Below are 24,764 nucleotides of genomic sequence, written 5' to 3' on the forward strand. Positions count from 1 at the left end.
TTCGCCTTGCGACGGAGATGGAGCTGCCCTTGGCCACGAGGAGAACCTTCACCGCGGAACCGGGAGTCCCTCGTCCACAAAGGTCCGCTACGCCGCGAGCCGCCCGCACCGCATCGCCCCGTACCTGAAGCGGGCCGCCCGTGACCGGTGGACTGGCCGCCCGGCACCCCGACCACACGTGGAGCGGCCGGCCGGGCCGTGATGGCCTTCGGACGACGCCGCCAACCCCGAGGCGGCCGTCGGCAGCCAGACCCACGAGCGCTGGCTCGCGCTGGGGCGGATGCAGTTCGACTACCTCCTCGCGCACGGCCTGACGCCCGAGGCGCGCATGCTGGACATCGGCTGCGGAAACCTGCGCGCCGGCTGGCGCTTCATCGACTACCTCGAAGCCGGCCACTACTACGGCATCGACATCTCGCCCGACATCCTCATCGCCGCGAAGCAGACCCTGACCGACCGGGGGCTGCAGGCCAAGGTCCCGCACCTCACCATCACCAAAAACCTGAAGCTGGACTTCCTCCCCGACGACTACTTCGACGTCGTCCACGCGCACAAGCGTGTTCTCGCACTCGCCGATCGACGTCATCGACGAGTGCTTCGCCGACGTGGGCCGCGTGCTGGCGCCCGGGGGCTACTTCGACTTCACCTTCGACCGGCAGCACCACCGGCGCCGAACACCAGGTGCTGCGCGAGGACTTCTACTACCGCACCCAGACCCTCGTCGACCTCGCCGCGAAGCACGGGCTGGCCGCCCGCTTCATGGACGACTGGGAGGAACTCGGCCACGGCCAGTCCAAGATCCGCGTCGGTGCCGGCGGGTACCACGCCTGACCGCCCCGGGCAGCGGACCGCGCACCGGACCCGGCCCGCGACGGCTGCGCGCGGTCCCGAGCAGTCGCGTGGTTCAGGCGTGTCCGGCCGCAGTCGGAGCTCCTGCGGCGCCACAGGCGCACGGCCAGGGCCGTGCACGCGAGCAGCGCGAGGCACGGGAGCGCGGTGTCCTCGCCCACCGCCCCCGGCGAAGTAGCCGGTGACGAGGAACGGTGTGGCGGCCAGGGCGAATTGGCCTGCGGTGCGGACACCGGACAGGGCGGGCCGCCCCGCCAGGACCAGTGCGGCGGCCACCGCCACGGTGAAGCGCCACAGCACGATCATGCCGAGCCCGCCCGCATCGAGCAGGGCGAGGATCACCACGGACAGCGGAGCCCAGAGCAGGAGCGCCACGAGACCCGCGGCGCTCCTGATCCGGCCCGGTGGGCGCAGGTCCGGAGGGCAGACCAGCGGGATGGCGGCGACCAGCAGCGGCGGCGCGAGGTAGGCCGCGTGTTCCAGCGGCATGTCGAGGGCGCCCGGCAGCACCGCGACGAGCAGGCAGGCCGCGGTTCCGGCCGCTCCGGCGAAGGCGCACCGTGCGCCGACGGCGAAGCGTCCGCTCAGTGCCACGACCGCGCCGATGAGGGTGAGCAGGAAGCTCCCGTTGATCGCGTAGCCGAGGGGATCCGCGAAGTCGGGTTGTCCGCTCACGTACGCGAGGTTGACGGTCGAAGCGAGCCGGAAGGCGGCGTGCGCGCCCGTCGCGGCCAGCGCGAAGGGCGCCGCGGCCGCGAAGAGGCGTCCGCCGCGGTGCGCGGACCCCACCCCCAGGCGAAGGCGCAGCGCGTGCGCCACGATGTCTCCGGCTTCCCGCAGGCGGGTGACCGGGCCGGCATCCTCGGTCGCCTCCCGGTAGGCCTCGGCTATCTCGTCGCCGAAGGCGCGGCGGAAACCGGCGGGGTACAGGCGCAGCAGACGAGGGTTCACGCCGTGGCCGTCTTTCCGGGACGCCCAGGCGGCGAGCGGCCTCGCGTGCGGTGGCGGCGATCCTCTCCGCCTCTGCGGCCAGGCTCTGGCGGCCGGTGGTGGTGAGGCTGTAGGTGCGCCGCAGCCGGCTGTCCACGATCTGCTCCTCGTGGACTTCGATCAGTCCCTGACCCAGGAGGCGTTCCAGGGCTCCGTACAGGGTGCCCGTACGCATCTTGACGCGTCCGCCCGAGATCAGTTCCACCTCGCGTGCGATCGCGTACCCGTGGCGGGGCTCGTCCGCCAAGGCGGTCAGGAGGAGGAGGGTCGGTTCCTGCATCGCACGATCACTCATGCCTGGATGGTAAGTCACTCACCGGCATATGTCGTCGCCGGTCCGTAGATCCCCGCCGGCCGGTTCTGTTACGCGGCCATGACATTCCCATCCTTTTGAACACGCTCAACAGTCGGTAGATTCTTGAACATGATCAAAACTGGGTACGAGGCGTGGGTGGGCGAGTTCGAGGCCGAGCGGGAGCGCCGGGCGGCTCTGGGCGACCCCGACTGGGGGAAGGGTGCGCAGCTGCCGGCCGAGATCGTCCGCAGCATCCAGAAGTTCCAGGTCGGCGAGGACGGCGACGGCTCCGCGCTCTCCGGCAAGGCCGACCTCGCGGGCGATCCGGTCTACTTCGAGGCCGTCCGGCTCTTCATCGCCGATGAGCAGAACCAGCGCGCATGCTGAAGCTGCTGTTGGCGGCCGGCGGAGCCGGCACCCTCGACGGGCACTGGAGCGACGCGGTATTCGTCCGCGTGCGGCGGCTGCTCGGACTGCGGGTGGAGCTGCTGGTGCTGATGATCGCCGAGGTGGTGGCTCTGGGGTACTACCGGGCCCTGCGCGACGGCGCCGCCGACCCGCTGACCTCCGAGGTCGCGGGCCGGATCCTGGCGGACGAGGGGCGGCACGTCCTGTTCCACTGCCTGCGCTTGCGGGAGGGCCTCGCCGGGCTGCCCCCGCCTGCCCGCCGGGCGGTGACGGCCGGGTGGCGCGGACTGCTGGGGCGCCGCCGCCCTGGTCGCGGTGGACCACGGCCCGGCCCTGCGGACCTCGGGTGGGCCGCGGCGCCTTCGTCGTGCAGACCCTGCGCTCCTCCGTGGATGGCCCGCGCGATGTCGGGCGGCCCGGTTGCCGTACTGGCGGGGGTGGGGGCGAGCGCGGGGACGGGTGCGAGTGCGGGCGCGGGCTCGGACTCGGGCGTGTGACCTCGGGTCGGCGTGCCGGGCCGCGTTGGTCACTCGGAGCCTGCCCGCGGCCCCGGCTGACCGGCAACACCTCACCCCGTGGAGCCCGGTGACCACCCGCCGCGACAGCCGACCCGCAGTCCGTCCGCCACCGGTCCGTCCGCCACCGGTCCGTCCGCCACCGGTCCGTCCACCACCGGTCCGTCCACCACCGGTCCGTCCACCACCGGTCCGTCCACCACCGGTCCGGTCGGCCGGATCAGGCCGCCGGGAGAACTCACGACCCGTCACGAAAGTCCCGCGAACTCCAGACCCCCGGGGTGCAGCCACGGGGTACAGCCACAGCGCACCTCGGGGCTTGTCCCGGGTGCATCGTGTACCCCATCGGTCTAACGTGGGATGTAGGTGGCACGGGGTGGTCACTGCAACGAGCTGCCCAAGGGCGGGCACTTCGCCGCCTGGGAGCAGCCGGAACCCCTCGTGGATGAGTTGCGCACGGTCTTCCGTTCCCTCCGGTAGGCCCGTGCCTGACCGACCGATCACACATGCCCTCTTGTGTGGCGGGGCCTCGATACCAAGCCGCTCGGCCGCCCAGAGCTGCGTGGCCACGTCCTCATGGATTTCTGGGCAATCGGGCGCAGGGAAAACGATTATGAGCACTCAAGAGCAGAGCGGTGCACAGGGCGGCGTCAAAGAGGCGACCGTGGACATGAAGCTCGAGGTCCACCTCATCCCGGTCGCCGACGTCGATCGTGCCCTGAGCTTCTACCAGGGCATGGGATGGCGGCTCGATGCGGACTTCGAGGCCGGCCCGGAATTCCGGATTGCCCAGCTGACGCCGCCCGGGTCGGAATGCTCGATCATCTTCGGCCGCGGGGTCGTCTCCGCGCCCCCTGGATCGGCCGATGGCTACCTCGTGGTCTACGACCTCGACAAAGCCCGCGCCGACCTCGTCAGTCACGGTGTCGAGGTAAGCGAAATCTTCCACAAGGTCTACGACACCGGCGCTGAAGTGCAGGTCGACGGCCGCGATCCGGACGGCCGAAGCTACGCCTCCTACGCCTCGTTCAGCGACCCGGACGGAAACGGGTGGTTGATGCAAGAGGTGCAGGAGCGACTGCCTGGACGATGACAAGTCAGGAGGCCATAGCCGTGGACGTAGCCGCGTTGGCAACACTTCTGCACGAAACCTCGGAGCGCCATGGCCCGTACGAGGCATCGGCCCCAGAGCACCACTGGTGGGACTGGTATGCCGCGTATATGGTCGCCTGTGAGAACAGCCGGACTCCCGATGAGGCGTCCGCCGACGCCGCGCACCACATGGAATCACTGCTGAAATAGCGGCCGACCACGAGGGCGCGAGGGTGTCTCTCAGCAAGGGCATCGGCCCGCGCATGGGCCTGGCGGTCACGACGTTTGGGACGTGAGGCTTTCATGACCACGCCGCGGGATCTGTTGATCGTCGCCATGGACATTGCGGGCAGCCGCCCCATCGGACCGGGTGACCTTTCGCTCGCGCTCGCCGGAGCCGAGCTGATCGACCTGCTGGAGAGCCCGACCATCCGATTGGACGGCGGCCGCATCGTGCCGGGCCACCTGCCGCTCCCGGCGGATCGCCTCCTGGTGGAGGCCGCCGCCTCGCTCATGATGGAAGAGCCGTACGAGTCGGTCGGCGATTGGCTGTGGCGCAGGGGTGACTCCCTGGCCGGGACCTATATGGCCGCCCTCGAGGCGGAAGGGGTGGTCGCGCGGCAAGGGGGTCGTACCTTCCGAGACGGGCAGAGAGTCCTCGTCGCCTCGCCCTCCCGCCATCAGGCAGTGGAGCGCTGGGAATCCGCCGAGCCGGTCCTTGTCGGCCTGGCGGAAGGCCTGGGGATCCGTGGCGGGACCGGAGAGCCACCAGAGGTTGCGGACTATGCGGTGGCGACGGTGCTTGCCGCCGTGAACGACGCACTGCTGGAACTGGAGGCCGAACGACAGAAGCGGGGCATCGAGCAGGCTGCCTTCGACAACATCTGGCGCGGCCTCTGACAACCCGTGCGCCGTCCGAGGGCCCGGGTCAGCGCACGGGTCGGGTCGGCGTCTGCTGTGTATCAGCCCTCCCTGCCTTGACGGTCGAGATGGGCCGATTTGCATAGAATGCGCAATGTGTGGAGGTCGAGGAGGTGTGGCGCTCATGTCAGTGCCTACTGGCATCGGCGTCAGCCATGACAGGGAATGGGTCATCCAGAACGCGAAGGGGAGAAAGCTCGTCTGTGACTCGGCGGCGGAGGCGTTCGAAGAGCTGCCTGAGTACGGCGAAGGAGCGGTCGTGCTCACCCGGCGCGTGGTACGGGGGATGTTCGTGACGAAGGTCGTCGAGGACTGGAAGCAGGTCACACCCCCCACCAGCTGGATGCTGCCCCCCCGCCAGATCGTGCGGGTCATCTCCGGGACGGCTTCTCACCAAGCCGTACGGCACGGAAACTCGCCCCATGACCACTGACTTCACCGTGCGCCCGGCCCGACCCGCCGATGCGCGCCGCCTGGCAGAACTGCGCTGGACGTTCAAGCAAGAGGACCACGAAGGGCGGCCGCCGGCTCCGGCGCGGCCCCTCGAAGAGGCAGAACACTGGATCCGCGACCGGCTCAGGGATGGCCACTGGTTGGCCTGGGTCGCGGAGACCGAAGGCGAAGTCTGCGGTCACGCCTTCCTCTGCCTGGTGGAGCGGATGCCGGAGCCCTACCTGGACAACAACCCGTACGGCTACGTCACGAACTTCTTCGTCCTGCCGTCGCAACGGAACAAGGGAGCCGGCTCGGCGCTCCTCGAGGCGCTGAAGCAGCATGCGTGCAGCGCCGGCCTCGAGGGCTTGATCGTCTGGCCGTCAGAGCGCAGCACTCCGCTCTATCAGGGCTTCGGTTTCCAGCCCCCAGAGGGGCTGTTGGAACTTCCACTCGACACCTGATGAGATCCATTTCCGGCGCGGGACCCCGTTGGCGGCGCCAGGCCGGCGCGGGTGCCGTCACTTCCGCGACCGGTTCTCCTCATCCAGCGACCACCTGCGTGACGAGCGCCCGCCGTGCATGCCCGTGCGGCGGACCGGCGCCGGCGAGGTTGCTCCGTCCGCCGCGCCTGCCTGGGCCGACGGAAGGAGACGCGCCGGCAGCGGCCGTGGTCCGCGGCGTGGCGTGGGACATCCCCGGAGATGCCCCGCTCGCCGAAGGAGGAGACCCCGTGCCCCCATGCGCACATCACCGCCCACCAGGTCCCGAAGGAGATGGCGCGGGCGACTCGCCGTGGCCGGGGTCCTGGCCGTTGCCGCGCTCCTGTCCGCGACGCTCCCCGCGGCCGCCAACAACGGCACGATCTGGACCACGCTGCCGTCGATGCCCGCGGCGCGTTCGGACGTGGCCTCGGCCGCCGCGACCTGCCCGCCCGGTCAGGGCGGCACCTGCGTCTACGCACTCGGTGGCCTGGCGGCAGTCGGAACGTCGGGCCACGTCTACTCGTACAACCCTGCCTCCAACATCTGGACGGCCCTGCCCTCGATGCCCACGCCCCGGGCCGGCTTCGGCGCCGCGAGCATGCGCTGCCCGCCCGGGATCGACGGCACCTGCGTCTATGCCTCCGGCGGATACGCAGACACCGGCGTTTCAGCCACGCTCGAAGCCCTCGACCCTCCGATCCCCTCCCAGGGTTGACACGCGAGCGCCGCCGGAGTCCCCGTACGGCGGGCCCCGGCGGCGCAGTGGTGGACGGGCCGGCCCTTGCCGACCGCCGTCAGGAGTGCCGGATCACTTCTCCGTGCGGCTCATGGAGGTGACGGTCAACGGCCCCAGCGGGGTTTCGTGCAGCGTGGTGAAGCCGAAGTGGCGGTAGAGGGGGACGTTCGCCGGGTCCGCCGTGGTCAGGTAGAGGCCGTGCGGGGCGGGTGTGGTCGCCAGGACGTGGTTCAGGAGGAGGCGGCCGGCGCCGCGTCCGGTCAGGTCGGGACGGACGCCGACGAACTCCAGGGTCCAGGCCCCCGGGGGTGCGCCCCCGTCGGTGGCGTTCAGGTAGCGCAGGGTCCGGCCGAGGGCGCGCGGCCCGCAGCGCAGCCCGGTGCGGGCCGCCCAGAGGACGCGCGCGCCCGCGGCCGGGATCGCGCCCGGCGGGGTGAGGACCGCCGCCGCGAGGAGCCGCCGTCCGCGCCCACGAGCGCGGTACGGCGGGCCCCGTCGAGGCGGGCGTGGGTGCGCAGGGTGGCCCGGAACCAGTGGGTCCGTGCGCGGGCCGAGCCGCCGCAGATCCAGGAGACGGCGGGCTCCCGGGCGAACGCGGCGGCCAGCAGGTCGGCGCAGGCGACCGGGTCGGGGTCGGTGTCGATCCGCCAGGAACGCTCCGCCCCGGCCTCAGACATCCCGCCTCCGCTCCAGCGGCGCCTCGGGCACGAGGTGGCAGGACGAGCAGCTTGAGGAAGAACAGCGGCGCGAACCAGGCGAGCGCGGCGGGCACCGGCAGCCAGAACAGGTTGACCAGGACGGCCGGCCATCAACAGGGCCATCGCCACCGGCCGTTTGAGGTGCACGGGCGCGAATTCCACGACCACCGCCCCGCCGAGCAGCAGCGCGGCGTTGGCCAGCGTCCACTTGAGGTCACCGGACAGGACGACGAGCCCCATCGCGGCGAGGTGGATCAGGTGTGCGGAGACGAACAGCAGCCGGGCGCGCCTGGCCGCGGGGTCGGCCCGGTGGTACCAACGCTTCGCGGCATTGGTGGCGTTGGTCAACACCCCGCCGATGAGGTCGAGCCCGGCCAGGGCGACCACGACGAGTTGCGCGGTGGACAGGTCGCGCGCGACCCCCGAGGTCCACAGGCCGGCGGCCAGGAGCAGGGCGCAGCCGAGGAGGCCCAGGGTCTCCACCACGGACTCGGAACGGGACTTGCCGGGGCCCATGAACCGCTCCAGGCGTCCCGCGAGGCCGGGCGGGGTGGCCGGTATCTCCCAGGAGATCTGCACGTCACCGCGCATCGGTCCGGTCCTCTCCGGCAGTTGTGGCGGCCGCGGTGACTGCCCCGCCCCACAGGCCGTACAACAGGCACCACAGCTGTGCCGGGGCCTCGCCGTCCTCCGGGAAGTCCGCGGCTTCGGGGAGGACGCGCTCGGTCGTCATACGGGCCAAGGCCCAGGCGTCGGCGGCCCGGATGACGGCCGCGGTCGCCGACACCAGCAGCCCGTGGTCCACATCGGTCCGGATCATCCCGAGCCGCTGTCCGTCCGTGACCAGGTCTCCGAACCATGCGAGCCACGGGCCGGCGTGGGTGCGCCCGATGGCGGCGTCGGCGAGGGCCAGGTCCTCGGGGTGGTCCCGCAGGTGGGCGGCGAGGGCGGCGGAGCCGCCGGCGAACCGGGCCCGGAAGTCGGCCTCGTCGCGGGCCGGGACCCAGGGGCCGAGGGCGTCGAGCAGTCGCTCGAACACCCCGTCGAGGACCGCGGTGAGCAGGTCCTCGCGGCCGTCGAAATAGTGGTAGGCGGCGGTCTTGGAGACCCCCGCGGCTTCGATGATCTTGTTGTAGGAGGCGCCTTCGGTGCCGTGCTCGGCGAAGTGCCGGCGCGCCACGCCCAGGATGAGCTCCCGGCGCTCTGCGGGCAGGCGATCGAAACGGGGAAGAGGCATGACCGCACCGTACCACCGGGGTGTACTGGTGGTACACCCCGGTGGTCCACCCGACTGTGCCCAGTAGTGCCCTGCCGATTCCGGCCGTCCGGCGGGGCCGTGCGGCGGGGCCCTGCGGCTGGTTGTGGTGGGACACAGTCGCCGAGGGCTTGGCGGCAGCACGAGCGGTAGATTTCGTCCGGGAGTGCCACGGACGGCGGCCCGGCGGTAGGTCGACGTGGAGGGGCGTCATGGACTTCTTGCGCGAGGACGGCCACCGGCTGCTGCTCGGTGGTGTCGGGCTCCTCGCCCTATCGGTCTCCTTCGCACTCGCGGTGCGGACCTGCAGTCGATGGCTGTTCATCCGCAAGATGTTCAACGAAGGGCTATTTGCCGAGGGCAGAGTGCTGGATGCCTACGTGCTCCCGGGAGACCAGGGCCGGGCGGGTCTGCAGCACGCCATCGTGGGCTTCCGCGCGGTCGACGGGCGCGAGTACCGGCTCGACCTCGACACCGAACGGCGGCGGCCCCTGGGTGCGCCGATGCGACTGTGCTATCTCCCGTCGAGCCCGGAGCGAGCGGTCCTCGTCGAAGCGGGCCGGGGCGCCGTGCGCACGGTGCTGACCCTCCTGATTCTGGCGGGTCTCGGGCTGTTCGGCGTCCTCCTCGCGGTGCTGAGCCTGCTCTGAATCGAGGCCGGCGTTTCCGGCCATTTCCGAGATCCTGCTCGCCATGAAACTGGGTACTGTGTACTCTATTGAGAGTACGGTGTACTCAGTTTTCGTCCAGAGGAACAGGGTGATCGCATGACGACGACGGACAGCTCGGGCAGCGGCGACATTTCACGCAGCCTGGAACTGCTGTGGGGTGCCGGACAGCGGCCCAGCCGCGGCCCCAAACCCGGCCTGACACTGGAGAAGATCATCGACAAGGCGGTCGCGACCGCCGACACCGAAGGCCTCGAAGCGGTCTCGATGCGCCGCCTGTCGACCGAACTCGGCGTCGGCACCATGTCGCTGTACCGCTACCTGCCCGGCAAGGCCGAACTCCTGGACCTGATGCTCGACCGCGTGCAGAAGGAAGCGCACGCCGCCCTCGAAGGGGCCCGCGGCTGGCGCGTTCGCGGCGCTGGAGGCCACGGCGCGCGCGGCACTGGCCCTCTACCACCGCCACCCGTGGCTGCTCCACGTCAACCAGGCACGCCCGGTGCTCGGGCCCAACGCCGTACGCCATCTGGAGCGGACTCTGGCGCGCATCAACACCATGAACGGCCTGACCGACCAGGAACTCATCTCCGTCATCGTCACCCTGGACGGATACGTCGCCGGAGTGGCCCGCACGCACGTCAACGCCGTCGAGGCCGAGCGGCACAGCGGAATCAGCGAAGAGCAGTTCTGGCAGGCCCAGACGCCCGTGCTCTCCCGAGCCATGGCCACAGGGGAGTTCCCCCTGATGGCGGCGCTCGACGACAACGCCTTCTCGGGCGACTTCGACCACTTCGCCTTCGGCCTGGAGCGGCTCCTCGACGGCTTCGAGTCGCTGGTGGCCGCCAGGACGGCAACGCGGCCGTCCTGAAGTCCGCCTGGACCGACAACCGTTCCAGAGGAATGCCGCGGAGCCCGGACGGCCCGACCCGCTCGGCTCAGCTCAGGAGATGGCGTACCACTGGCTGGCCCAGCCCGTGTTGATGGTGCTCTGGGACTGCTCGGTCAGGTTCACGTTGGCCGGCAGTGAGGTCTGGCCGGTCAGGAGGGTGCTGTACCTGAGCTGCGGCGGCGTCAGGCCGGCGTTGACCGAGATGCCGGCGCCCGTGGACTTGAGGGTGAGAAGGTTCGTGGTCCAGTTCCCGTTGAGCAGGAGGGCGATGAAGTAGGTGCCGGGGGCGGCGGTGAACGGCTTGTCGAGAGCCAGCGGCTTGGCGATCGCGTCGGTCATCAGCTGGGGCGAGATGTCCGGGGTGGTCGCGACCAGCTTGCCCTTGGCGTCGTACACGCCGAGGTAGCAGTTGGCGAGTTGGGCGTTCGGGTCGATGCCGGCCAGGCCCAGCCAGATGTTCGACCAGGTGATCTGCTCGCGCAGGACGATCCGTACCAAGGTGACCCGCCCGCCGACCCCGGCGGCCGACTGCGCGGTGACGTGCCCCGCGTCATTGGGGTCGCCGGTCCACGCCAACAGGTTCTGGTCCTGCGGCCGGGGTCCTTCGAACCCGGACCCACCGCTCTGCGCGGGCGCGGCGGCGGGGCCGGAGGCGGAAGCGGCAGCGCCGGAGGTCGCCGCCCCGGACCGGCTCTCGCCCGCGGTGCTGCAACCCGTCAGGACGAGCAGCGCTGCGAGCCCGACGGCGAGGCGGGTCGTGGCGGTGGTGGTGCGGGTGCGCATGGTCCCCCCATGAGGTGCGGATGTGCCGACGTCATGATCACACGGGCTGCCGGTGCGCACCCGACCCGGTCCGACCCGGCCCGACCGCCCTCCCGATTCACGTTGGGGTGATTGTCCCGGCTCGTCCCTGTGACGACCCTGCGGGCTTCCTTAAGGGACCTTGAAGAACGCCTCCAAAGCGATCTTTTCGCTGGTCACCGCCCTAGGCTCGGTCGGACCCCCTCGTTCCCTTCTCTGTGAGGTGCTACAGGCATGAGTCGCAGCCGAACTCCCGCAATGCCGTCCCGCGTCGAGGCGCGAAGGAAGAAGGCGGTGCGCACGCGCATCGTCCTGTCGCTCACCGCGGCCGCCGCTGCGGTGGCGGTCGGCGTGGCCGTGGCCGACTCCGACGGTGGTGCGCGCGTGGACCAGCGGGCCGACGGCGGCACCGGCCCGAAGTCCGGTACCGCGGCCTCCGGCGACGGGGCGGCGACGGCAACCCCCACCGAGGCCGTCCCCACGCTCACCGCTGACGCGGCCGCCGCGCCGGGCGCGATGCCGCCCGGAACGCCCACCGGCGGCGCCACCGGATCCGCCACCCCGCACGAAAGCCCGCGGCAGCGGAGAGCACCCCGGCCAAGCCGGCGTCGACCCAGCCGGCCAAGCCCGCACGGACGACTGCCGCGACCACCACCGGCGAAGCGGCTCCGGAGGCTCCTCCGGCGATGCGGGCTCCACGGAACGCCGAGGTCCGCGGTCCTCGCCCTGGTCAGCTTCAAGGAGCGTGCCGCGGCCCGGGTGCGGGTCCCTTGACCGCGAACGCCAAGCTGAACGCCGCGGCGCGGGCGTGCCGGCGAGCACCGCGGCCCCGCAGTGGCGTCATGTCCCACACCGGACCCGACGGGTCCACCATGACCAGCCGGGTGGAGGCCGCCGGATACGCGTGGTCGCGCCTGGGTGAGAACATCGCCCGGGGCCAGTCGGACGCCGACGCGGTCATGAAGGCCTGGATGAACAGCTCCGGCCACCGGGCCAACATCCTCAACTGCGCCTTCCGGGAGATCGGCATCGGCGTCCACAAGGGCGACGGCGGCCCGTGGTGGACGCAGAACTTCGGCGCGTCGAAGTAGGAAACCTCCCGACCGGCAACTCCATACGATCCTGGGGAACGTGCGTCTTCGTTTCGCCGGGATCGTCCGCCGGGAACCCCGCGCCGGCATCGGCCGCCCGGAAGGGCCGCCGAGCGGCGCACGTCCTCCGACCCGTACGCGGGCCAGGAGGACGTCGGCGTTCGGGGCCCGCCGCCAACCGCGTCGACCGTGCCGGGGATCGCCCCCCACCGCGCCGACCGCGCCCACCGATGGTCTGCCGCCCGCTGGTCTGACGCCCCCTGCCCCGGCGCCGCCCGGCGCCGCCCGGCGCCGCCCGGCGCCGCCACGCCCGCGCTGCCCTCCGTACCCGTCCCTGGACCGGTACGCGCGGCTGCGGAGGCGAGTTCCGGGGGAGGCGGTGACGGACGGCTTGACCCGTCGGCCACTATGGGGCGGTGCCTCGAATTCCGCGCTACCTGTTCATATGGCTGTCGTGCACGGCCACCAGCGTGACCGCCGTGCTCGCCACGGTCCAGTTCGTGGTCGGCTCGACCCGGCATACGCCTCCCGTCGCGCGGTCCGCCCCGATGGTCTTCGATTCGCCCCCTGCGTGGCTGGCGGGCCAGGGCGGGTCGCCGAGCCCGCCGTCCCCCTCCGCGTCCGCCGGCGGCTCGCCCACGCCCACGGATCGGCCGTCGCCCTCGGCTTCGACGCCCACGCCCTCGAAGGCCTCGTCGGGAAGCACGCGGACCCCCTCGCGCCGAAACCCTCCGTCGACTGTCAGGAAGGCGGCCCGGGCCTGCACACCGTCCCCTCGGCAGGGCGGCAAGGTCACGGTGCGGTACGGCGGCCGCGGCGTCTGCCTGATCTCCGCGATCCCCAGCCGCGGCTTCAAGGCCACCACGTCACAGACCGCGGACGACACCCTCACGGTCACCTTCGCCGGCGAGGACCACCGCTCCGTCATCACCGCGACGATCGTCCCGTCGGCGAAGGCCAGCGTCCGCGAGACCTCGTTCTGAGGGACCGGCAGATTCGGCCGGTCCGCACCACTCGGCCCTCCTGATCCCTTTTGTGGGATTCGCCTCCTTGCGTGCCCTCATCGCCCGAGTTCCGGTGAAGCGGAAGGTGAGCTCTTCCTTAGGGGAACCTCAAGATCACGCCCACACGGTCCGGGCGGCCCTGAGCGGTCCTATGCTCGCGTCAGCCGAGCGGCCCTCGGCGCCCGGGCCCGACGGCCCCGGCGAACTGTCGGGCCGTCGGCTTCACCGAACCGGGAGGCGTTTCGCCCTTCCCGTCGTCCTCACCGTGCCTTGGGGTGTCTTCACCATGACTTCTCGCATACTCCGACCCGTCCGCGCCGACCGCCGTGCGCAGCCCCGCTCCGCCGCGCCCCTCGGGGCGCGGCTGCCGCTGGTCGCCGCGGTCGTGGTCGCGGCCGGGCTGACGACCGCGTGCGGACCGTCCTCCCAGCCCGTCGGGTCCGCCGCGCAGTCCACAGCCGGACAGTCGTCGTCGGCCCTCCCCTCCGCGACGGCGTCCGCCTCCGCGTCCACGTCCGCCGAGGCGTCCCCGAGCGCGTCGGCCTCGCCGTCGGCGTCCGCCAGCGCCACCCCGTCCTCCTCGCCCACGCCCTCGCGCGCCAAGACCGGTTCGGCCGCCCCCAAGCCGTCCCGTACGTCCGCCGCGCCCGCGCCGGCACGGATACCCGGGCCCGGCTACGACAGTTCGGCCGACGCGCAGAAGCAGATCGACGCGGCGCTGGCGGCGGCCAAGGCCGACGGCAGGATGGTGCTGCTCGACTTCGGAGCCAACTGGTGCGGCAACTGCAAGGCGGCCGACAAGGTGTTCGCCCAGCCGCAGACGGCGGCGATCCTCGGAGCCTCGTACCACCTGGTCAAGATCGACATTGGCGGCAACAGCTCCGCCAACTCCGCGCTCCTGCGCAAGTACAGCCCCTCGGGCGGAAGCTACAAGATGCCCGTCCTGATCGTCGTCACGCCGTCCGGCACGGTCCGCACCGACACCCACGCCACGGGCAACCCCTCCCTGACCTCGGAGGGGATCAACTCCTTCCTGCGCCAGTGGGCGTCATGAGACGACCGGGCCAGGGAGGCCAGGAGGACCCGGGTGGCCAGGCAGACCCGGGAGACGGGGGACACCCGGGACACCCGGCGGCGGAATCCGCCGGGCCCCGCCCTGCCCGCGGGATGGCGCCGGATGCGGGTGCGCACCGCGGTCCTGGCGGCCTCGCGGCCGCGGCCGGCTGCGTCCTCGCCGCCGTCTGCACCGGCGCCGACGGCGGCAGTGGTGCCGAAGCCGGCAACAGTGCCGGGGCGCCGGCCGGGCAGGCGGGTGCGATCAGGGCCGCGGCGGCCGCCACGGTCGTGGACTCCGGCGCCAGGCCGGCCGCGCCCGCCCTGGCGGGCGACGACCTCGACGGGAAGCCGGTCAGCCTCGCCGAGTTCCGGGGCCACGTCGTCGTACTCAACGTCTGGGGATCCTGGTGCGCCCCCTGCCGGGCGGAGGCCGACGACCTGGAGCGGCTCAGCCTGCAGACCCGGGCCGACGGGGTCCGGTTCCTCGGGATCAACACCCGCGACCGGGACCGGGCGGCGGCGCAGTCCTTCGTACGCGCCCACGGCCTGGGCTTCCCCAGCCTGCACGATCCGAACGGGGAACTCCTGCTCCGCTTCCCGCCCGCGCTCCTGAACCCGCAGGCCATCCCCTCGACCCTCGTGATCGACCGGCGCGGACGCATCGCCGTCAGCATCGGGGGAGCCGTCACCGACGAAGAGCTGAGGCCCTTGCTCGCACGCGTGGTGGAGGAGGAGTCATGACGACGGTCACGGGCTGGACGCTCGCCGCCGCCGACGCCCCCTCCCTCCTCCAGGGGACGCTGGCCGTCGCCGCTCCCGTGGCGTTCGTCGCGGGACTCGTCTCGTTCCTCTCGCCGTGCGTACTGCCGCTCGTACCGGGCTACCTCAGCTACGTGACCAGCCTGTCGGTCTCCGACCTGGCGGACGCCCGCGGAGGGCGCCGCAGCCTCATGGCGGCCGGCGCGGCGCTGTTCGTCCTGGGCTTCACGGCCGTCCTCGTCTCCGGGGGCGCCCTGTTCGGGTACTTCGGCCGGTCCCTGCTGGCCCACCAGGAGGTGGTCACCCAGGTGCTCGGCGTCTTCACCGTGCTGATGGGGCTGTCCTTCATGGGCCTCCTGCCGGGCTTCACACAGCGGGAGTTCCGCAGCCACCGGCGCCCCGCGCTCGGACTGGCCGGCGCCCCCTTGCTGGGGGCGGTGTTCGCGGTCGGCTGGACCCCCTGCATCGGCCCGACACTGGCCGCCGTACAGGCGCTGGCCTGGGCGAGGCCAGTGCGGCCCGCGGAGCCCTGCTGATGGCGGCCTACTGCCTCGGGCTGGGCCTGCCGTTCATCCTGGCCGCGCTGGCCTTCCGCCGGGCCCTGGGCGCCTTCGGCCTGGTCAAACGCCACTACCAGTGGGTTCTGCGGATCGGCGGCGGCCTGCTCGTGCTCGTCGGCGTGCTGCTGGCCACGGGCGTCGTGAACGACTTGGTGTACCGGCTGCAGTTGTGGAGCGCGGACTTCACCACCGCCTTCTAGCTTCCAGGGCCGCTGTTCGCCCTGAAGACCAAGAACAGACCTGCTCGCTCCCCTGACACAGAGACACAGGAGCACAGAGACACAGATGAACGTGAACGCTTCCCTGCCCACACCGCGCATGGCGTCCCTCGGGCATTCCCGGAAGGCCCGCGTCGCGGCCGCCCTCCTCTCCTTCGCCGCGCTCACCGCATGCGGCGAGCAGCAGCAGCCCGCCAAGAGCGCCGCCGCGGACACCGCGGACACCGCGCCCACGACGCGCTTCAGCGAGAACGGGGTCACCGTCACGCTCTCGGTGTCCGACTGGCAGGCCTCGAAGGGCACCCTGACCGCGGTCTTCACCCCTGAGGAGAAGGGTTTCCACCTCTACAGCACCGATCTGCCGCCCACCGGAATCGAGGGCGTGGGCAGACCGACCACCGTGGACGTCACCGGAATCCTCAAGGCGGACGGGAAACTGACGGCCGCCGCAGGCGTACGGACGATCAGCGTGCCCGGCGTCGACGCCCCGGTCCCCGTCTATCCGGACGGCCCGGTCACCGCCACCCTGCCCATACACGCCGACGGCAACGGGGACGCGACGGTGCTGCTCGGCTACGCGAGCTGCAGCACGGAGCAGGGCTGCACGATTCCGGTCACGGACCGCCCCGTACACCTGCGCGTCACCGACGACGGCCCGACCTTCGGCGCCTCCTAGCATCGGCCGCCCCCGCGTCGGCCCCCGCGCCCGCCCCCCGCCCCCGTCCCTCGCGAGCCGGTCCTCCGTCACCTGTCCACGACCTCCCCGGACTGAGCCCCTAAGGTGTCCCCATGCCGAGCGTCCTGGTCGTGGAAGACGACCCCAGCATCCGCCAGTCACTCATCGAGGTCCTGGCGGAGCACGGGTATGCCGTACGCAGCGTGGGCGACGGGTTCGGCGCCCTGCGCGAGGTCACCCAGATGCCCGTCGACGCGGTGGTCCTCGACCTGGGGCTGCCTCGATCTGGACGGAGGCGACGCACTGCGCATGATCCGGGGCATCTCCTCCGTTCCCGTCCTGGTGGCCCACCGCCCGCGACGACGAGACGGAAATCATCAAGCTCCTCAACGCCGCGCCGACGACTACCTGGTCAAGCCCTTCTCCGGGGGACAGCTCATCGCACGTCTCTCCGCCGTCCTGCGGCGCACCAGCCACGCGCCCGCCGCCCACACCGCGCATGGCGCCCACACCGGGCAGGGCTCGGGGCCGGCGCCGGCGGCCGAGCCGCTGCGCCCCGCCACCGTGGGCGAGCTGGCGGTGGACCCGGGTGCGCGCACCGCGCACCTGGCCGGCCGTGAGCTCCACCTCACCCGCCGGGAGTTCGACCTCCTGGCCTTCCTCGCCCACCACACCGGCCAGGTCGTCTCCAAACGCCGGCTGCTGACCGAGGTCTGGCGCGAGCCGTACGTGGACGACCAGACCGTCGACGTCCACCTGTCGTCCCTGCGCCGCAAGCTCGGCGAACGCGCGGCGGCCCCGCGCTACCTGCTGACCGTCCGCGGTGTCGGCATCAAACTGGTGGCGCCGCGTTGAGACGTTCACTGGCCGGAGTGGCGCTCGCCGTCACGTCCATGGTCGCCCTCTCCTTCCTCATACCCCTGGCCGCGCTGGTGATGTCGCTGGTCAAGGAGCAGAGCGTCACCGCGGCCGAGCAGCGCGCCGCAGCCCTGGCGCCCGTCCTCACGCTGACCACGGACCCGTCCGCCCTCCGGGAATCCGCCGCCAGCCTGGACGCGACCGAGCACCTGGTCGTCCACCTGCCGGACGCCCAGCCCCTCGGCAACTCCCAGGCCCCCAAGGCGCTGCTCGAACGGGCACAGCAGGGGCGCGAGTCCATCTCCCGGCAGATTCCCAGCGGCTGGATCTGCCTGCAGCCGGTGGTGCTCCCCGGAGACCGGGTCGCCGTCATCGAGAACTTCGTCCCCGAGGAGGAGCTGACCCGCGGGGTCAAGGCCTCCTGGGCGGTCATGGTCCTCCTCGCCGTGGGTCTGATCGGCGGCTCGGTGCTGGTGGCCGACCGCCTCGGCTCGAAGGTCGTCAGGTCCTCGCAGCGGCTCGCGCAGGCTTCGCGCACGCTGGGGGAGGGCAACCTGGACACCCGAGTGGACCCCATGGGCCCCAAGGAACTGCGCGACGCGGGCGTCGCCTTCAACGCCATGGCCCACCGCATGACCGAGCTGCTCGCCATCGAACGCGAACTGGTCGCCGACCTGTCCCACCGGCTGCGCACCCCGCTGACCGCCCTGCACCTGGCGTCGGAGCGGATGGCCGGCACACCGGAGTCGGCCAGGGTCGAGGCGGCGGTGCACGCGCTGGAGACGGAACTCCAGGCCATCATCACCGCGGCACGGACCCCGCTCGCGGTCAGCCCCATGGGCCACGGCATGCGCAGCGGGGACACGACGACCACGGTCCAGCCCGCGCCCGGCGCGGGACCGTCCGGGCCCCGCTGCGAGGCCGCGGAGGTCGTCCGGCGCCGGACCTCCTTCTGGGCGGTCCTGGCCGAGCAGCAGGACCGGCCCTGTTCCCTGGACGTCACCCAGGAGCCCACGGCCGTCAGCCTCTCCGACGACGACATCGCCGCCGTCGTGGACGCGCTCATCGGCAACGTCTTCCGCCACACCGCGCCCGGAACCCCGTTCGGCGTCCGTGTCGTCCGCACCGCCCATGCCGTGGAGCTGATCGTGGAGGACGCGGGCCGGGCATCCCCGAACCGGAGCGGGCCCTCTCCCGCGGGAGCAGCACCGGTTCCTCGGGGCTCGGCCTCGACATCGCCCGACGGGCCGCGGCCGTCACGGGCGGCTCGATGCATATCGCACAGGCCCCCCGGGGAGGCGCCCACATCACCGTGGCCTTCGCGCTCGCCCCATCGCCGCTGTCCGAGCGCAGACCACGCATGTCCCGACGGCGGCCCACGTGGCCGCGTCGGCGGTCGTGACGGCGGTCGTGACGGGGCTCCCTCCGCGGGCTCCTTCCCGCTGCCGGCCGCCGGCGTTCATCCGGACGGCCGAGCAGCGCAAGCCACCGGCGCCCCGCCGGGTCAGGCTGTGGGCAAGGATCGTCACCACCGCACAGACGAGGACCGCGCCATGCCCCACAGCCGACGCATCCGACGCATCAGCATCATCGCGGGGGCCGCAGCAGTGCTGCTGAGCGCCACCGCCTGCTCGGGCCTGGGCCGGACCACCGTCGGCATGCTCAGCTTCCGCGGCCACGACTCGCCGATCGAGCTGAGCTACTCCAACACCCTGGTCAAGGGATGCCACAAGATCGCCATCCCGAAGGGAGCCACCCACGTCGAGAACAACACCCTCGTCGACATCGTCCTGTACCGGACGGAGAACTGCCGCGAGACCGAGCAGGCCGACAGCATCTACGTGGCCACGACCCTCTCGGACGTAACGGCCCCCGCCAGCCGGCCCTGGCGCAGTTTCACCGTCGTCCACTGACTCCAGGCCGACCGTCCCGTGACGAAGGGCGCGGCGGCCCTTGTACCGCTCAGGGTGAAGCGGCGGCGTCGAGTCCCGGGCCCGGGTGGCCCTCACCGGGGCGGACCCCTCGCGGGGAGCCTTGGCACGCCCCGCCCGCTTCGATTTTCCTCCCGGCGGGCTCAGGGCGCGCGCTGGTCGAGAGGCCCCGTCGGACGCCGAGGCGTGCGACCCCGTCCGGCCGGGTGACGGGGAGATGATGTCGGCATGACAGATGAATCCAAGCGTCCTCTCAGCGAGCTCCACCCGGGCGAACCCGTCCGAGCGACCATCACGAGCCACCAGCCATGGGGCATCACGGCGGAACTCCGAGACTACGAGCCGGTCGGCGCATCACTCGACACCATCCGCCGCAGCGGCGAGCCGGGCGTCAGACGACTGGCGCAGGACCTCCCGCCGGTGGGAACCACCGTCGAACTGGTCGTCGGCAGAGTGAGCTCCTGGGACTACGCACCGTGGATATGGGTGGACCTCACGAGCAACTGACAGCCCTGAGCGGGCCGTTGTCGTCTCCCGCTCGCCGCGGGCCGGAACCCCCGCGTCCGGGGTGCGGGTCAGGGCTTGGTCGACGTGAGGACACCGATCTTGTCGAGGCGGTGTTCGGGATTGTTCTGCGCGTCCCGCCAGAAGTTGCCCGCCGCGTCGTCCTCGGGCGTCAGGCACGTGGTCACGGTGATCATCGCGCGGGTCGGGGTCGCGCCGGGCGAGCCGGGGACCGCCGCGCGCTGCGCGTCGATGGAGGCCTGAGACCGGAAGGACGTCGTCCGGGTCGTGGTGATCACGTACTGGTACGTCACGCCGCCGGCCGTCACGAACACGGACGCACCCGTCGGCAGCGACGGCAGGTTGCCCAGCGGCCCACCGGCCGAGATGCGGTGCCCGGTCACGATGTAGTTGCCCACGTCACCGGGTCCGACGCCGCCGCCGGGCCCGTACGGGCTGGCGGCAACGCCCCGGTCCTGGATACGGGTGCCCGGTGCGTCGTCGGGACTGCCCGGGTACGGGATCACGGGCAGCCCCGACACGCCGATTGCGGGAATCGACAACGTCGCCTGCTGGATGCCGGCGGCTGCCTGGACGCGGGCCGCGGGCGCGGCGGACGTAGCCGCGGGCGCGCCGGGAGCGGTCAGCAGGACGGCGAGCGCGGCGCAGGCGAGCGCCATCGGCGCGGTACGGGAGGCGGTGCGCGGGTGCTGGGTCATGGCGGAGTCCGTGGGTCGGCCGGGGCCGCGCGGGGTCAGGCCGGCCCTGTTGCCTCTTCCAGCGTCGCACAGGGGAGCGCATGCGGCAGGGGCACGCAGTCGGTGGCAGCCGAGGGTTCAGGGCAGGGCCAGGATCAGGGTCAGGGCTGCGCCAGGTACCCGAAGAGGGTGTCGCGGCTGTGCCGGAGGGTGCTGATGCGCTCGTCCATGGCCGTCAACTCCCGGTCGAGGAGGGACCGGAGCTCCGCGCACCAGTGGAACCGCGGCTCCTCGCCCCGGATGCAGGGCAGCACCGAACGGATCACCTCGGTGGTCAGCCCCGCGTCCAGCAGCGCCCGCACCTGCCGCACGGTGACCACCGAGTCCTCGGCGTAGTCGCGGTACCCGTTCGGGCCGCGCCTCGCGTCGAGCAGTCCCTGCGCCTCGTAGTACCGCAGCAGCCGGGAGCTGACCCCGGTGCGCCGGGACAATTCGCCGATCAGCATGTGACCTGCTCCCATCCGGACTTGACCTTCACATTGATGTGAAGCCCTAACGTCGCCGCGTGAGCAGGCATTCCGCGGCCGGGTCCGTCCACGCCGTCGCTCGCTCTGCCTCGCACCCCTACTCGATTTCGCGATGCTGGAGTGACATGTCTTCCTCTGATGTTCAGGACCACGGCTCGGCGGCGACTCCCCGTTCGTTCCTGTTCGTTCTCGGCAGTTCCCGCCCGGACGGCAACACCGAGATGCTCGCGCGGGCGGCCGCCGAACAGTTGCCCACCGGCGTCCCGCAGCGCTGGGTGGACCTGACCCGCCTGCCGCTGCCCGATTTCCAGGACGGGCGGCACGGAGACCGAGACCTGGCCGGTCGGGGAGAACGAGGAACTGCTCCGGCAGGCCACCCTGGAGGCGACCGACGTCGTCATCGTCTCGCCCTTGTACTGGTACACCCTGTCCGCGCACGCCAAGCGCTACCTCGACTACTGGTCGGGCTGGCTGACGGTGCCCGGTTCGGACTTCAAGGAGCGGATGGCGGGCCGGACCCTGTGGGGCGTGACCGTCATGTCGGACCACGACGAGGTCGTCGCCGACGGGCTGGTGACCAGCCTCAACCACTCGGCGGCCTACCTGCGGATGCGCTTCGGCGGGGTGCTGTTCGGCAACGGCTCGCGGCCCGGCCAGGTGCGGGGCGACGAGCGGCGGCCGTCCGCGCCAAGACCTTCTTCCAGCGGGAGGCCCCGCTCGCTCGGTTCCCCTACGAGGAGACGGACCGGCCGTAGCCGACCGCACGGGCCGCACCGGAAGCGACGCCGCCCGGGCGCGGGGGGACCGGGCGGCGCCGCTTCCCTACATGCCCCTCTTCAGGGCCGAGACGGTCACGTGGTCGATCCGCATCGGATGGCCCGGTTCGGTGGCGGGGCCCGCGGTCGCGCCGTCGGCGAGCGGCAGCTTCCCGCCGACGGCCACGTTGAGGATCAGGAACAGCCCGTGGTCCACCGCCCGGTTCCACGTCCCGGCGTCCATCCGGGCGGCCGCGACCCGGTGGTACACGCGGCCGTCCAGGTACCAGCGCACCTCCTCCGCACCCGGTGCGAGGTCGACCTCGACGGCGTACGAGTGGAAGGCCGTACGGCAGCCGGGGCACGGCTGCGGACCTGAGGTCAGGCCCACGGGCTCCTGGCACGGACCGCCTTCGAGGACCCCGCAGTGCAGGGGCCGAAGACGGTGTCCCGCCCGTTCACGGACTCCATGACGTCGATCTCCCCGATGCCCGGCCATCCCGTGCACCCGTCGCGCAACGGGGTCCCCAGGGTCCAGAACGCCGGCCAGTAGCCCGCCGCCTTCGCCCCGGTCACGTCGGGCAGGGCGATCGAGGCCTCGATCCGCAGGATGCCCCCGGGCGGCGGCGCGAAGTCGGAGCGCCGTGTCTCGATCCTCCCCGAACTCCACGCGCCTTCCTTGCGGGTGGGGACGATCTCCAGCGCGCCGTTCCCGTCGAGGCGGACGTTGTCGGTCGAGTCCGTCATGGTCTCGATCTCGCCGGTGCCCCACTGCGGCGCGGGGCAGCCCGGGTGCACGTACCGAGGTCGTGGAGCAGTTCGCGGCGGACGGCGGGCTGCCCGCCGGGCCGTCGAAGTCGTCGCGCAGCAGCTGAGTCCACCCGCCCGTACCGGGCACCGCAGCGGCTGCGGCCGGAGCGGGGCAGCGCCCCGGCCTCCGTGAGCAGCCGCTCCAGCCGGTTGGTCAGCACGACGGCCGCCACGTTGGTCAGGTGGGCGTCGTCCCGGTAGAGCAGGATCCGGTCGAGCACGGCCGGGCAGGTCGGTCGTCGCCGGGCACAGCACCGGGTTCACGCCGACGCTCCGTACGCCGGGCAGCTCGCCGGACGCGATCCGCCGTGCCAGCGCATCGGGCGGCAGGGCGTCCTCGCGGCCGAACGCGCAGTCGGCGGGGGAGTCCGGGCTGCCGGAGACGCACGCGGGGACGTCCGTACCGGGTACGGGGGTGTCCTCGACATAGACGATCGGCACGCCCAGTGCCCGCAGCTGCCGCAGCGTCTTCTCCCAGCCCTCGGCCAGGAGCGCCGCGTCGGCGGTGTAGCGGTTGAGCGAGGCGATGACGATGAGACGGGGCTTCGGCTGCTGCCTCAGCCGCTCCAGGGTGTTCGCCCGCCAGGCGTCGCACTCCCGGTAGGCGCGGCCCAGCTGGGGGCTGTTCACCGTCAGCTCCGGCAGCGGGCAGCCCTGCTTCACGAACTCCTGCAACGCCCAGCCCCGTCCGGCGGCCAGCGCCAGCATCGGGGAGAACCACTGCCCGGCGTGCGAGTCGCCGAGCAGCACGATCCGGTCCGGGCTGTCCACCGCGCCGAACAGGCAGTCCGGGCTGTGCGTCTCGGCCGGGGCGACCTCGCATGCCCCGTCCGGCGGGAAGTCCCCGCGGGCCTGGGCGGGGGTCGGCACCACCGGGCCGTCCACGAGCGGCGTGCCGGGGGTCCGGGCGAGCAGGGTGGGGCCGGAGGCGGCGCCCGGGGGCAGTCCCTTCGGGTCGACCGGGGCGGCCGGGCCCAGCAGGTTCAGGGTCGTCGTGCCCACCACCAGGGCGAGGACGACCGGGAGCACGACGGCCGTCACGCCCACGGACAGTCCGCGGCGGGGGAGTTCGGATACCGTGCGGCTGCGCCGCAGCGGTCGCTCGACCCAGCGCAGGGTGGCGAGGGCGGGCAGCACGGCCGCCAGCGTCAGCGCGGTCTTCGCGGGCCAGCCGAGCGCGCCGAGGCGGGCCTCGGCGAGGACGAGCACCGGCCAGTGCCACAGGTACAGGTTGTAGGAGAGCCGTCCGACCGCCCGGGGTGCCCGACCCGCGAGCAGCCGCCCGACTTCCCAGGCCCCCGGGGCGTTCCGCTCGCCCCGGCCGGGTATCCCGGCGAGGATCACGGCGGCGGCGGCCAGCGTCGGCACGAGCGCCGCGCAGCCGGGGTACGGGGTCGCGGCGTCGTACGCCACCACGCACCAGCCGATCGCCGCGGCCCCGGCCCAGCCGCACAGCAGCCGCAGCGGTCGCGGCCCGCGCATCAGGTGCCAGGGCAGCAGGGCGAGCAGCGCGCCGACGCCGAACTGCCAGACGCGCGAGGGTGTCCCGAGGTACGCGAGCGATGCGGAGTGCCGCGTCCAGTACAGGCCAGGCCGAACGAGGCGAGCGTCAGCGGCGCGGCGACCAGCACCACGACGCAGCGCACGGCGCGGCCCCGGCGGACCGCCCGGGCCGCGCAGGCGCGAGCACCGCCAGCAGCGGCGCCCAGAACAGGTAGAACTGCTCCTCGACGGCGAGGGACCAGAAGTGCAGCAGCGGGCTCTGGTCGTGCCCGGCGGCGAGGTAGTCGGTCCGCTGCGCCACGAACCGCCAGTTGGCGAGGGACAGGGCTGCCGCGACGACGTCGTACTCCACGTCGGTGCGGCGCAGCGGTACGGTCAGCCAGGCCCCGGCCACCGCCACCGCGCCGAGCACCACGGCGGCCGAGGGGCAGCAGCCGCCGGGCACGCCGGGAGAAGAAGTCCCCGAGCCGGATCCGACCGGTGGTGATCGCCTCGCGGACCAGCAGACCGGTGATCAGGTAGCCCGAGATGACGAAGAAGACATCCACGCCGACGAAACCGCCGACCGTCCCGGGAATCCCGGCGTGGAAGGCGAGGACCGCGAGGACGGCGACCGCGCGCAGCCCCTCGATGTCGGGCCGGAAGGCGGACCGGTGCGGGCTGGGCCCGGACTCGCTGCCGGAGCGGGACCCGGACGGCAGCCGTCCGGCGGACTGCGGGGCGGCGCGCCCACGAAGGCGGCGCCGGCCGGGTGTCACGAGGAAGGACATGGTGGCGGGG

25 protein-coding genes and 7 pseudogenes are annotated in these 24,764 nt (G+C 72.3%); 22 read left to right on the plus strand and 10 right to left on the minus strand.

Translation table 11 applies throughout. From position 1 onward, the window contains the following. Positions 1 to 6: 6 nt before the first annotated feature. Positions 7 to 831, plus strand: a pseudogene (locus OG534_RS36540) (class I SAM-dependent methyltransferase). Between the two features lie 965 nt (positions 832 to 1,796). On the opposite strand, the pseudogene OG534_RS36550 reads toward OG534_RS36540, so the two are convergent. Further along, positions 1,797 to 2,134: pseudogene (locus OG534_RS36550) on the minus strand (PadR family transcriptional regulator). Between the two features lie 129 nt (positions 2,135 to 2,263). Between OG534_RS36550 and OG534_RS38820 the strand changes: the two are divergent. Both OG534_RS38820 and OG534_RS38825 read left to right on the plus strand, forming a co-directional pair. After that, positions 2,264 to 2,521, plus strand: coding sequence for a hypothetical protein (locus tag OG534_RS38820; protein WP_442807193.1), 258 nt, complete (start codon positions 2,264 to 2,266; stop codon positions 2,519 to 2,521). Beyond that, on the plus strand, positions 2,515 to 3,039 hold the full coding sequence (locus OG534_RS38825) for a ferritin-like domain-containing protein (protein WP_442807194.1): 525 nt from the start codon (positions 2,515 to 2,517) through the stop codon (positions 3,037 to 3,039). The genes OG534_RS38820 and OG534_RS38825 overlap by 7 nt, the downstream gene beginning before the upstream one ends. Before the next feature lie 71 nt (positions 3,040 to 3,110). On the opposite strand, the gene OG534_RS36560 is transcribed toward OG534_RS38825, so the two are convergent. Continuing rightward, positions 3,111 to 3,299, minus strand: a complete 189-nt coding sequence (locus tag OG534_RS36560) for a hypothetical protein (protein WP_326594059.1) — start codon at positions 3,297 to 3,299, stop codon at positions 3,111 to 3,113. Between the two features lie 371 nt (positions 3,300 to 3,670). Between OG534_RS36560 and OG534_RS36565 the strand changes: the two genes are divergently transcribed. From OG534_RS36565 to OG534_RS36585, 5 genes are all read left to right on the plus strand, one after another. Further along, positions 3,671 to 4,150 (plus strand): VOC family protein, encoded by a 480-nt coding sequence (locus OG534_RS36565; protein ID WP_326586137.1) that lies wholly within the window; start codon positions 3,671 to 3,673, stop codon positions 4,148 to 4,150. A gap of 302 nt (positions 4,151 to 4,452) precedes the next feature. Then, positions 4,453 to 5,049, plus strand: coding sequence for a GOLPH3/VPS74 family protein (locus OG534_RS36570; RefSeq protein WP_326593306.1), 597 nt, complete (start codon positions 4,453 to 4,455; stop codon positions 5,047 to 5,049). A gap of 145 nt (positions 5,050 to 5,194) precedes the next feature. Beyond that, complete coding sequence (locus OG534_RS36575; RefSeq protein ID WP_326593307.1) at positions 5,195 to 5,503, plus strand: hypothetical protein; 309 nt, start codon at positions 5,195 to 5,197, stop codon at positions 5,501 to 5,503. Next, positions 5,493 to 5,966: a GNAT family N-acetyltransferase gene (locus tag OG534_RS36580; RefSeq protein ID WP_326586135.1), complete on the plus strand. Its 474-nt coding sequence runs from the start codon at positions 5,493 to 5,495 to the stop codon at positions 5,964 to 5,966. Before OG534_RS36575 ends, OG534_RS36580 begins: the two co-directional genes overlap by 11 nt. 277 nt (positions 5,967 to 6,243) lie before the next feature. After that, positions 6,244 to 6,702 carry a kelch repeat-containing protein gene (locus OG534_RS36585; RefSeq protein WP_326586134.1) on the plus strand — a complete coding sequence of 153 codons (459 nt, stop codon included), beginning with the start codon at positions 6,244 to 6,246 and terminating at the stop codon, positions 6,700 to 6,702. Between the two features lie 93 nt (positions 6,703 to 6,795). On the opposite strand, the gene OG534_RS38830 is transcribed toward OG534_RS36585, so the two are convergent. From OG534_RS38830 to OG534_RS36595, 3 genes are read right to left on the minus strand one after another with little or no spacing between them, the layout of a single operon-like run. Then, on the minus strand, positions 6,796 to 7,143 hold the full coding sequence (locus tag OG534_RS38830) for a GNAT family N-acetyltransferase (RefSeq protein ID WP_442807266.1): 348 nt from the start codon (positions 7,141 to 7,143) through the stop codon (positions 6,796 to 6,798). Next, positions 7,053 to 8,012 (minus strand): hypothetical protein, encoded by a 960-nt coding sequence (locus OG534_RS36590; protein ID WP_326593308.1) that lies wholly within the window; start codon positions 8,010 to 8,012, stop codon positions 7,053 to 7,055. The genes OG534_RS38830 and OG534_RS36590 overlap by 91 nt, the downstream gene beginning before the upstream one ends. Beyond that, positions 8,002 to 8,658 carry a TetR/AcrR family transcriptional regulator gene (locus OG534_RS36595; RefSeq protein WP_326593309.1) on the minus strand — a complete coding sequence of 219 codons (657 nt, stop codon included), beginning with the start codon at positions 8,656 to 8,658 and terminating at the stop codon, positions 8,002 to 8,004. The genes OG534_RS36590 and OG534_RS36595 overlap by 11 nt, the downstream gene beginning before the upstream one ends. Before the next feature lie 230 nt (positions 8,659 to 8,888). On the opposite strand from OG534_RS36595, the gene OG534_RS36600 reads away from it, so the two are divergent. Continuing rightward, positions 8,889 to 9,326, plus strand: coding sequence for a DUF3592 domain-containing protein (locus OG534_RS36600; RefSeq protein ID WP_326586131.1), 438 nt, complete (start codon positions 8,889 to 8,891; stop codon positions 9,324 to 9,326). Between the two features lie 490 nt (positions 9,327 to 9,816). After that, on the plus strand, positions 9,817 to 10,212 hold the full coding sequence (locus OG534_RS38835) for a TetR/AcrR family transcriptional regulator C-terminal domain-containing protein (RefSeq protein ID WP_442807267.1): 396 nt from the start codon (positions 9,817 to 9,819) through the stop codon (positions 10,210 to 10,212). 72 nt (positions 10,213 to 10,284) lie between these two features. On the opposite strand, the gene OG534_RS36610 is transcribed toward OG534_RS38835, so the two are convergent. After that, positions 10,285 to 11,016 carry a hypothetical protein gene (locus tag OG534_RS36610; protein WP_326593310.1) on the minus strand — a complete coding sequence of 244 codons (732 nt, stop codon included), beginning with the start codon at positions 11,014 to 11,016 and terminating at the stop codon, positions 10,285 to 10,287. Between the two features lie 312 nt (positions 11,017 to 11,328). Between OG534_RS36610 and OG534_RS36615 the strand changes: the two genes are divergently transcribed. Further along, positions 11,329 to 11,808: a hypothetical protein gene (locus tag OG534_RS36615; protein WP_326594060.1), complete on the plus strand. Its 480-nt coding sequence runs from the start codon at positions 11,329 to 11,331 to the stop codon at positions 11,806 to 11,808. Continuing rightward, the gene (locus tag OG534_RS36620; RefSeq protein ID WP_326593311.1) at positions 11,721 to 12,125 is read left to right on the plus strand and encodes a CAP domain-containing protein; all 405 of its coding nucleotides are present in this window, start codon (positions 11,721 to 11,723) and stop codon (positions 12,123 to 12,125) included. The genes OG534_RS36615 and OG534_RS36620 overlap by 88 nt, the downstream gene beginning before the upstream one ends. Positions 12,126 to 12,558: 433 nt before the next feature. On the opposite strand, the gene OG534_RS36625 is transcribed toward OG534_RS36620, so the two are convergent. After that, positions 12,559 to 12,831 carry a hypothetical protein gene (locus OG534_RS36625; protein WP_326586127.1) on the minus strand — a complete coding sequence of 91 codons (273 nt, stop codon included), beginning with the start codon at positions 12,829 to 12,831 and terminating at the stop codon, positions 12,559 to 12,561. Between the two features lie 91 nt (positions 12,832 to 12,922). Here OG534_RS36625 and OG534_RS36630 point away from each other — a divergent pair, with 91 nt between their 5' ends. The 9 genes and pseudogenes from OG534_RS36630 to OG534_RS36665 all read left to right on the plus strand — a co-directional run bounded on the left by OG534_RS36630 (position 12,923) and on the right by OG534_RS36665 (position 19,694). Then, entirely contained in the window at positions 12,923 to 13,108 is a 186-nt protein-coding gene (locus tag OG534_RS36630; RefSeq protein ID WP_326593312.1) for a hypothetical protein, read from the plus strand. 307 nt (positions 13,109 to 13,415) lie between these two features. After that, positions 13,416 to 14,183: a thioredoxin family protein gene (locus tag OG534_RS36635; RefSeq protein ID WP_326593313.1), complete on the plus strand. Its 768-nt coding sequence runs from the start codon at positions 13,416 to 13,418 to the stop codon at positions 14,181 to 14,183. 113 nt (positions 14,184 to 14,296) lie between these two features. Then, the gene (locus OG534_RS36640; RefSeq protein WP_326593314.1) at positions 14,297 to 14,926 is read left to right on the plus strand and encodes a TlpA family protein disulfide reductase; all 630 of its coding nucleotides are present in this window, start codon (positions 14,297 to 14,299) and stop codon (positions 14,924 to 14,926) included. Next, a pseudogene (locus OG534_RS36645) lies at positions 14,923 to 15,704 on the plus strand (cytochrome c biogenesis CcdA family protein). The gene OG534_RS36640 and the pseudogene OG534_RS36645 overlap by 4 nt, the downstream one beginning before the upstream one ends. An 85-nt stretch (positions 15,705 to 15,789) precedes the next feature. Beyond that, positions 15,790 to 16,398: a hypothetical protein gene (locus OG534_RS36650; protein WP_326593315.1), complete on the plus strand. Its 609-nt coding sequence runs from the start codon at positions 15,790 to 15,792 to the stop codon at positions 16,396 to 16,398. Between the two features lie 113 nt (positions 16,399 to 16,511). Beyond that, positions 16,512 to 17,253, plus strand: a pseudogene (locus tag OG534_RS36655) (response regulator transcription factor). After that, positions 17,250 to 18,658 (plus strand): annotated as a pseudogene (locus OG534_RS36660) (HAMP domain-containing sensor histidine kinase). Before OG534_RS36655 ends, OG534_RS36660 begins: the two co-directional pseudogenes overlap by 4 nt. Before the next feature lie 151 nt (positions 18,659 to 18,809). Further along, positions 18,810 to 19,169: a hypothetical protein gene (locus OG534_RS38840; RefSeq protein WP_326586120.1), complete on the plus strand. Its 360-nt coding sequence runs from the start codon at positions 18,810 to 18,812 to the stop codon at positions 19,167 to 19,169. Positions 19,170 to 19,415: 246 nt separating this feature from the next. Beyond that, a complete protein-coding gene (locus OG534_RS36665) occupies positions 19,416 to 19,694 on the plus strand; it encodes a hypothetical protein (protein WP_326586119.1) in 279 nt (92 codons plus the stop codon). 68 nt (positions 19,695 to 19,762) lie between these two features. On the opposite strand, the gene OG534_RS36670 is transcribed toward OG534_RS36665, so the two are convergent. Next, complete coding sequence (locus tag OG534_RS36670; RefSeq protein ID WP_326586118.1) at positions 19,763 to 20,410, minus strand: sortase domain-containing protein; 648 nt, start codon at positions 20,408 to 20,410, stop codon at positions 19,763 to 19,765. Positions 20,411 to 20,550: 140 nt separating this feature from the next. Next, positions 20,551 to 20,895 (minus strand): MerR family transcriptional regulator, encoded by a 345-nt coding sequence (locus OG534_RS36675; RefSeq protein ID WP_326586117.1) that lies wholly within the window; start codon positions 20,893 to 20,895, stop codon positions 20,551 to 20,553. Positions 20,896 to 21,041: 146 nt separating this feature from the next. Between OG534_RS36675 and OG534_RS36680 the strand changes: the two are divergent. Further along, positions 21,042 to 21,671, plus strand: a pseudogene (locus OG534_RS36680) (flavodoxin family protein). 67 nt (positions 21,672 to 21,738) lie between these two features. On the opposite strand, the pseudogene OG534_RS36685 reads toward OG534_RS36680, so the two are convergent. Next, positions 21,739 to 24,754: pseudogene (locus tag OG534_RS36685) on the minus strand (acyltransferase family protein). Between the last annotated feature and the right edge of the window lie 10 nt (positions 24,755 to 24,764).

Origin of the sequence: Streptomyces sp. NBC_01294, assembly GCF_035917235.1 — a bacterium.
GTDB lineage: Bacteria > Actinomycetota > Actinomycetes > Streptomycetales > Streptomycetaceae > Streptomyces > Streptomyces caledonius.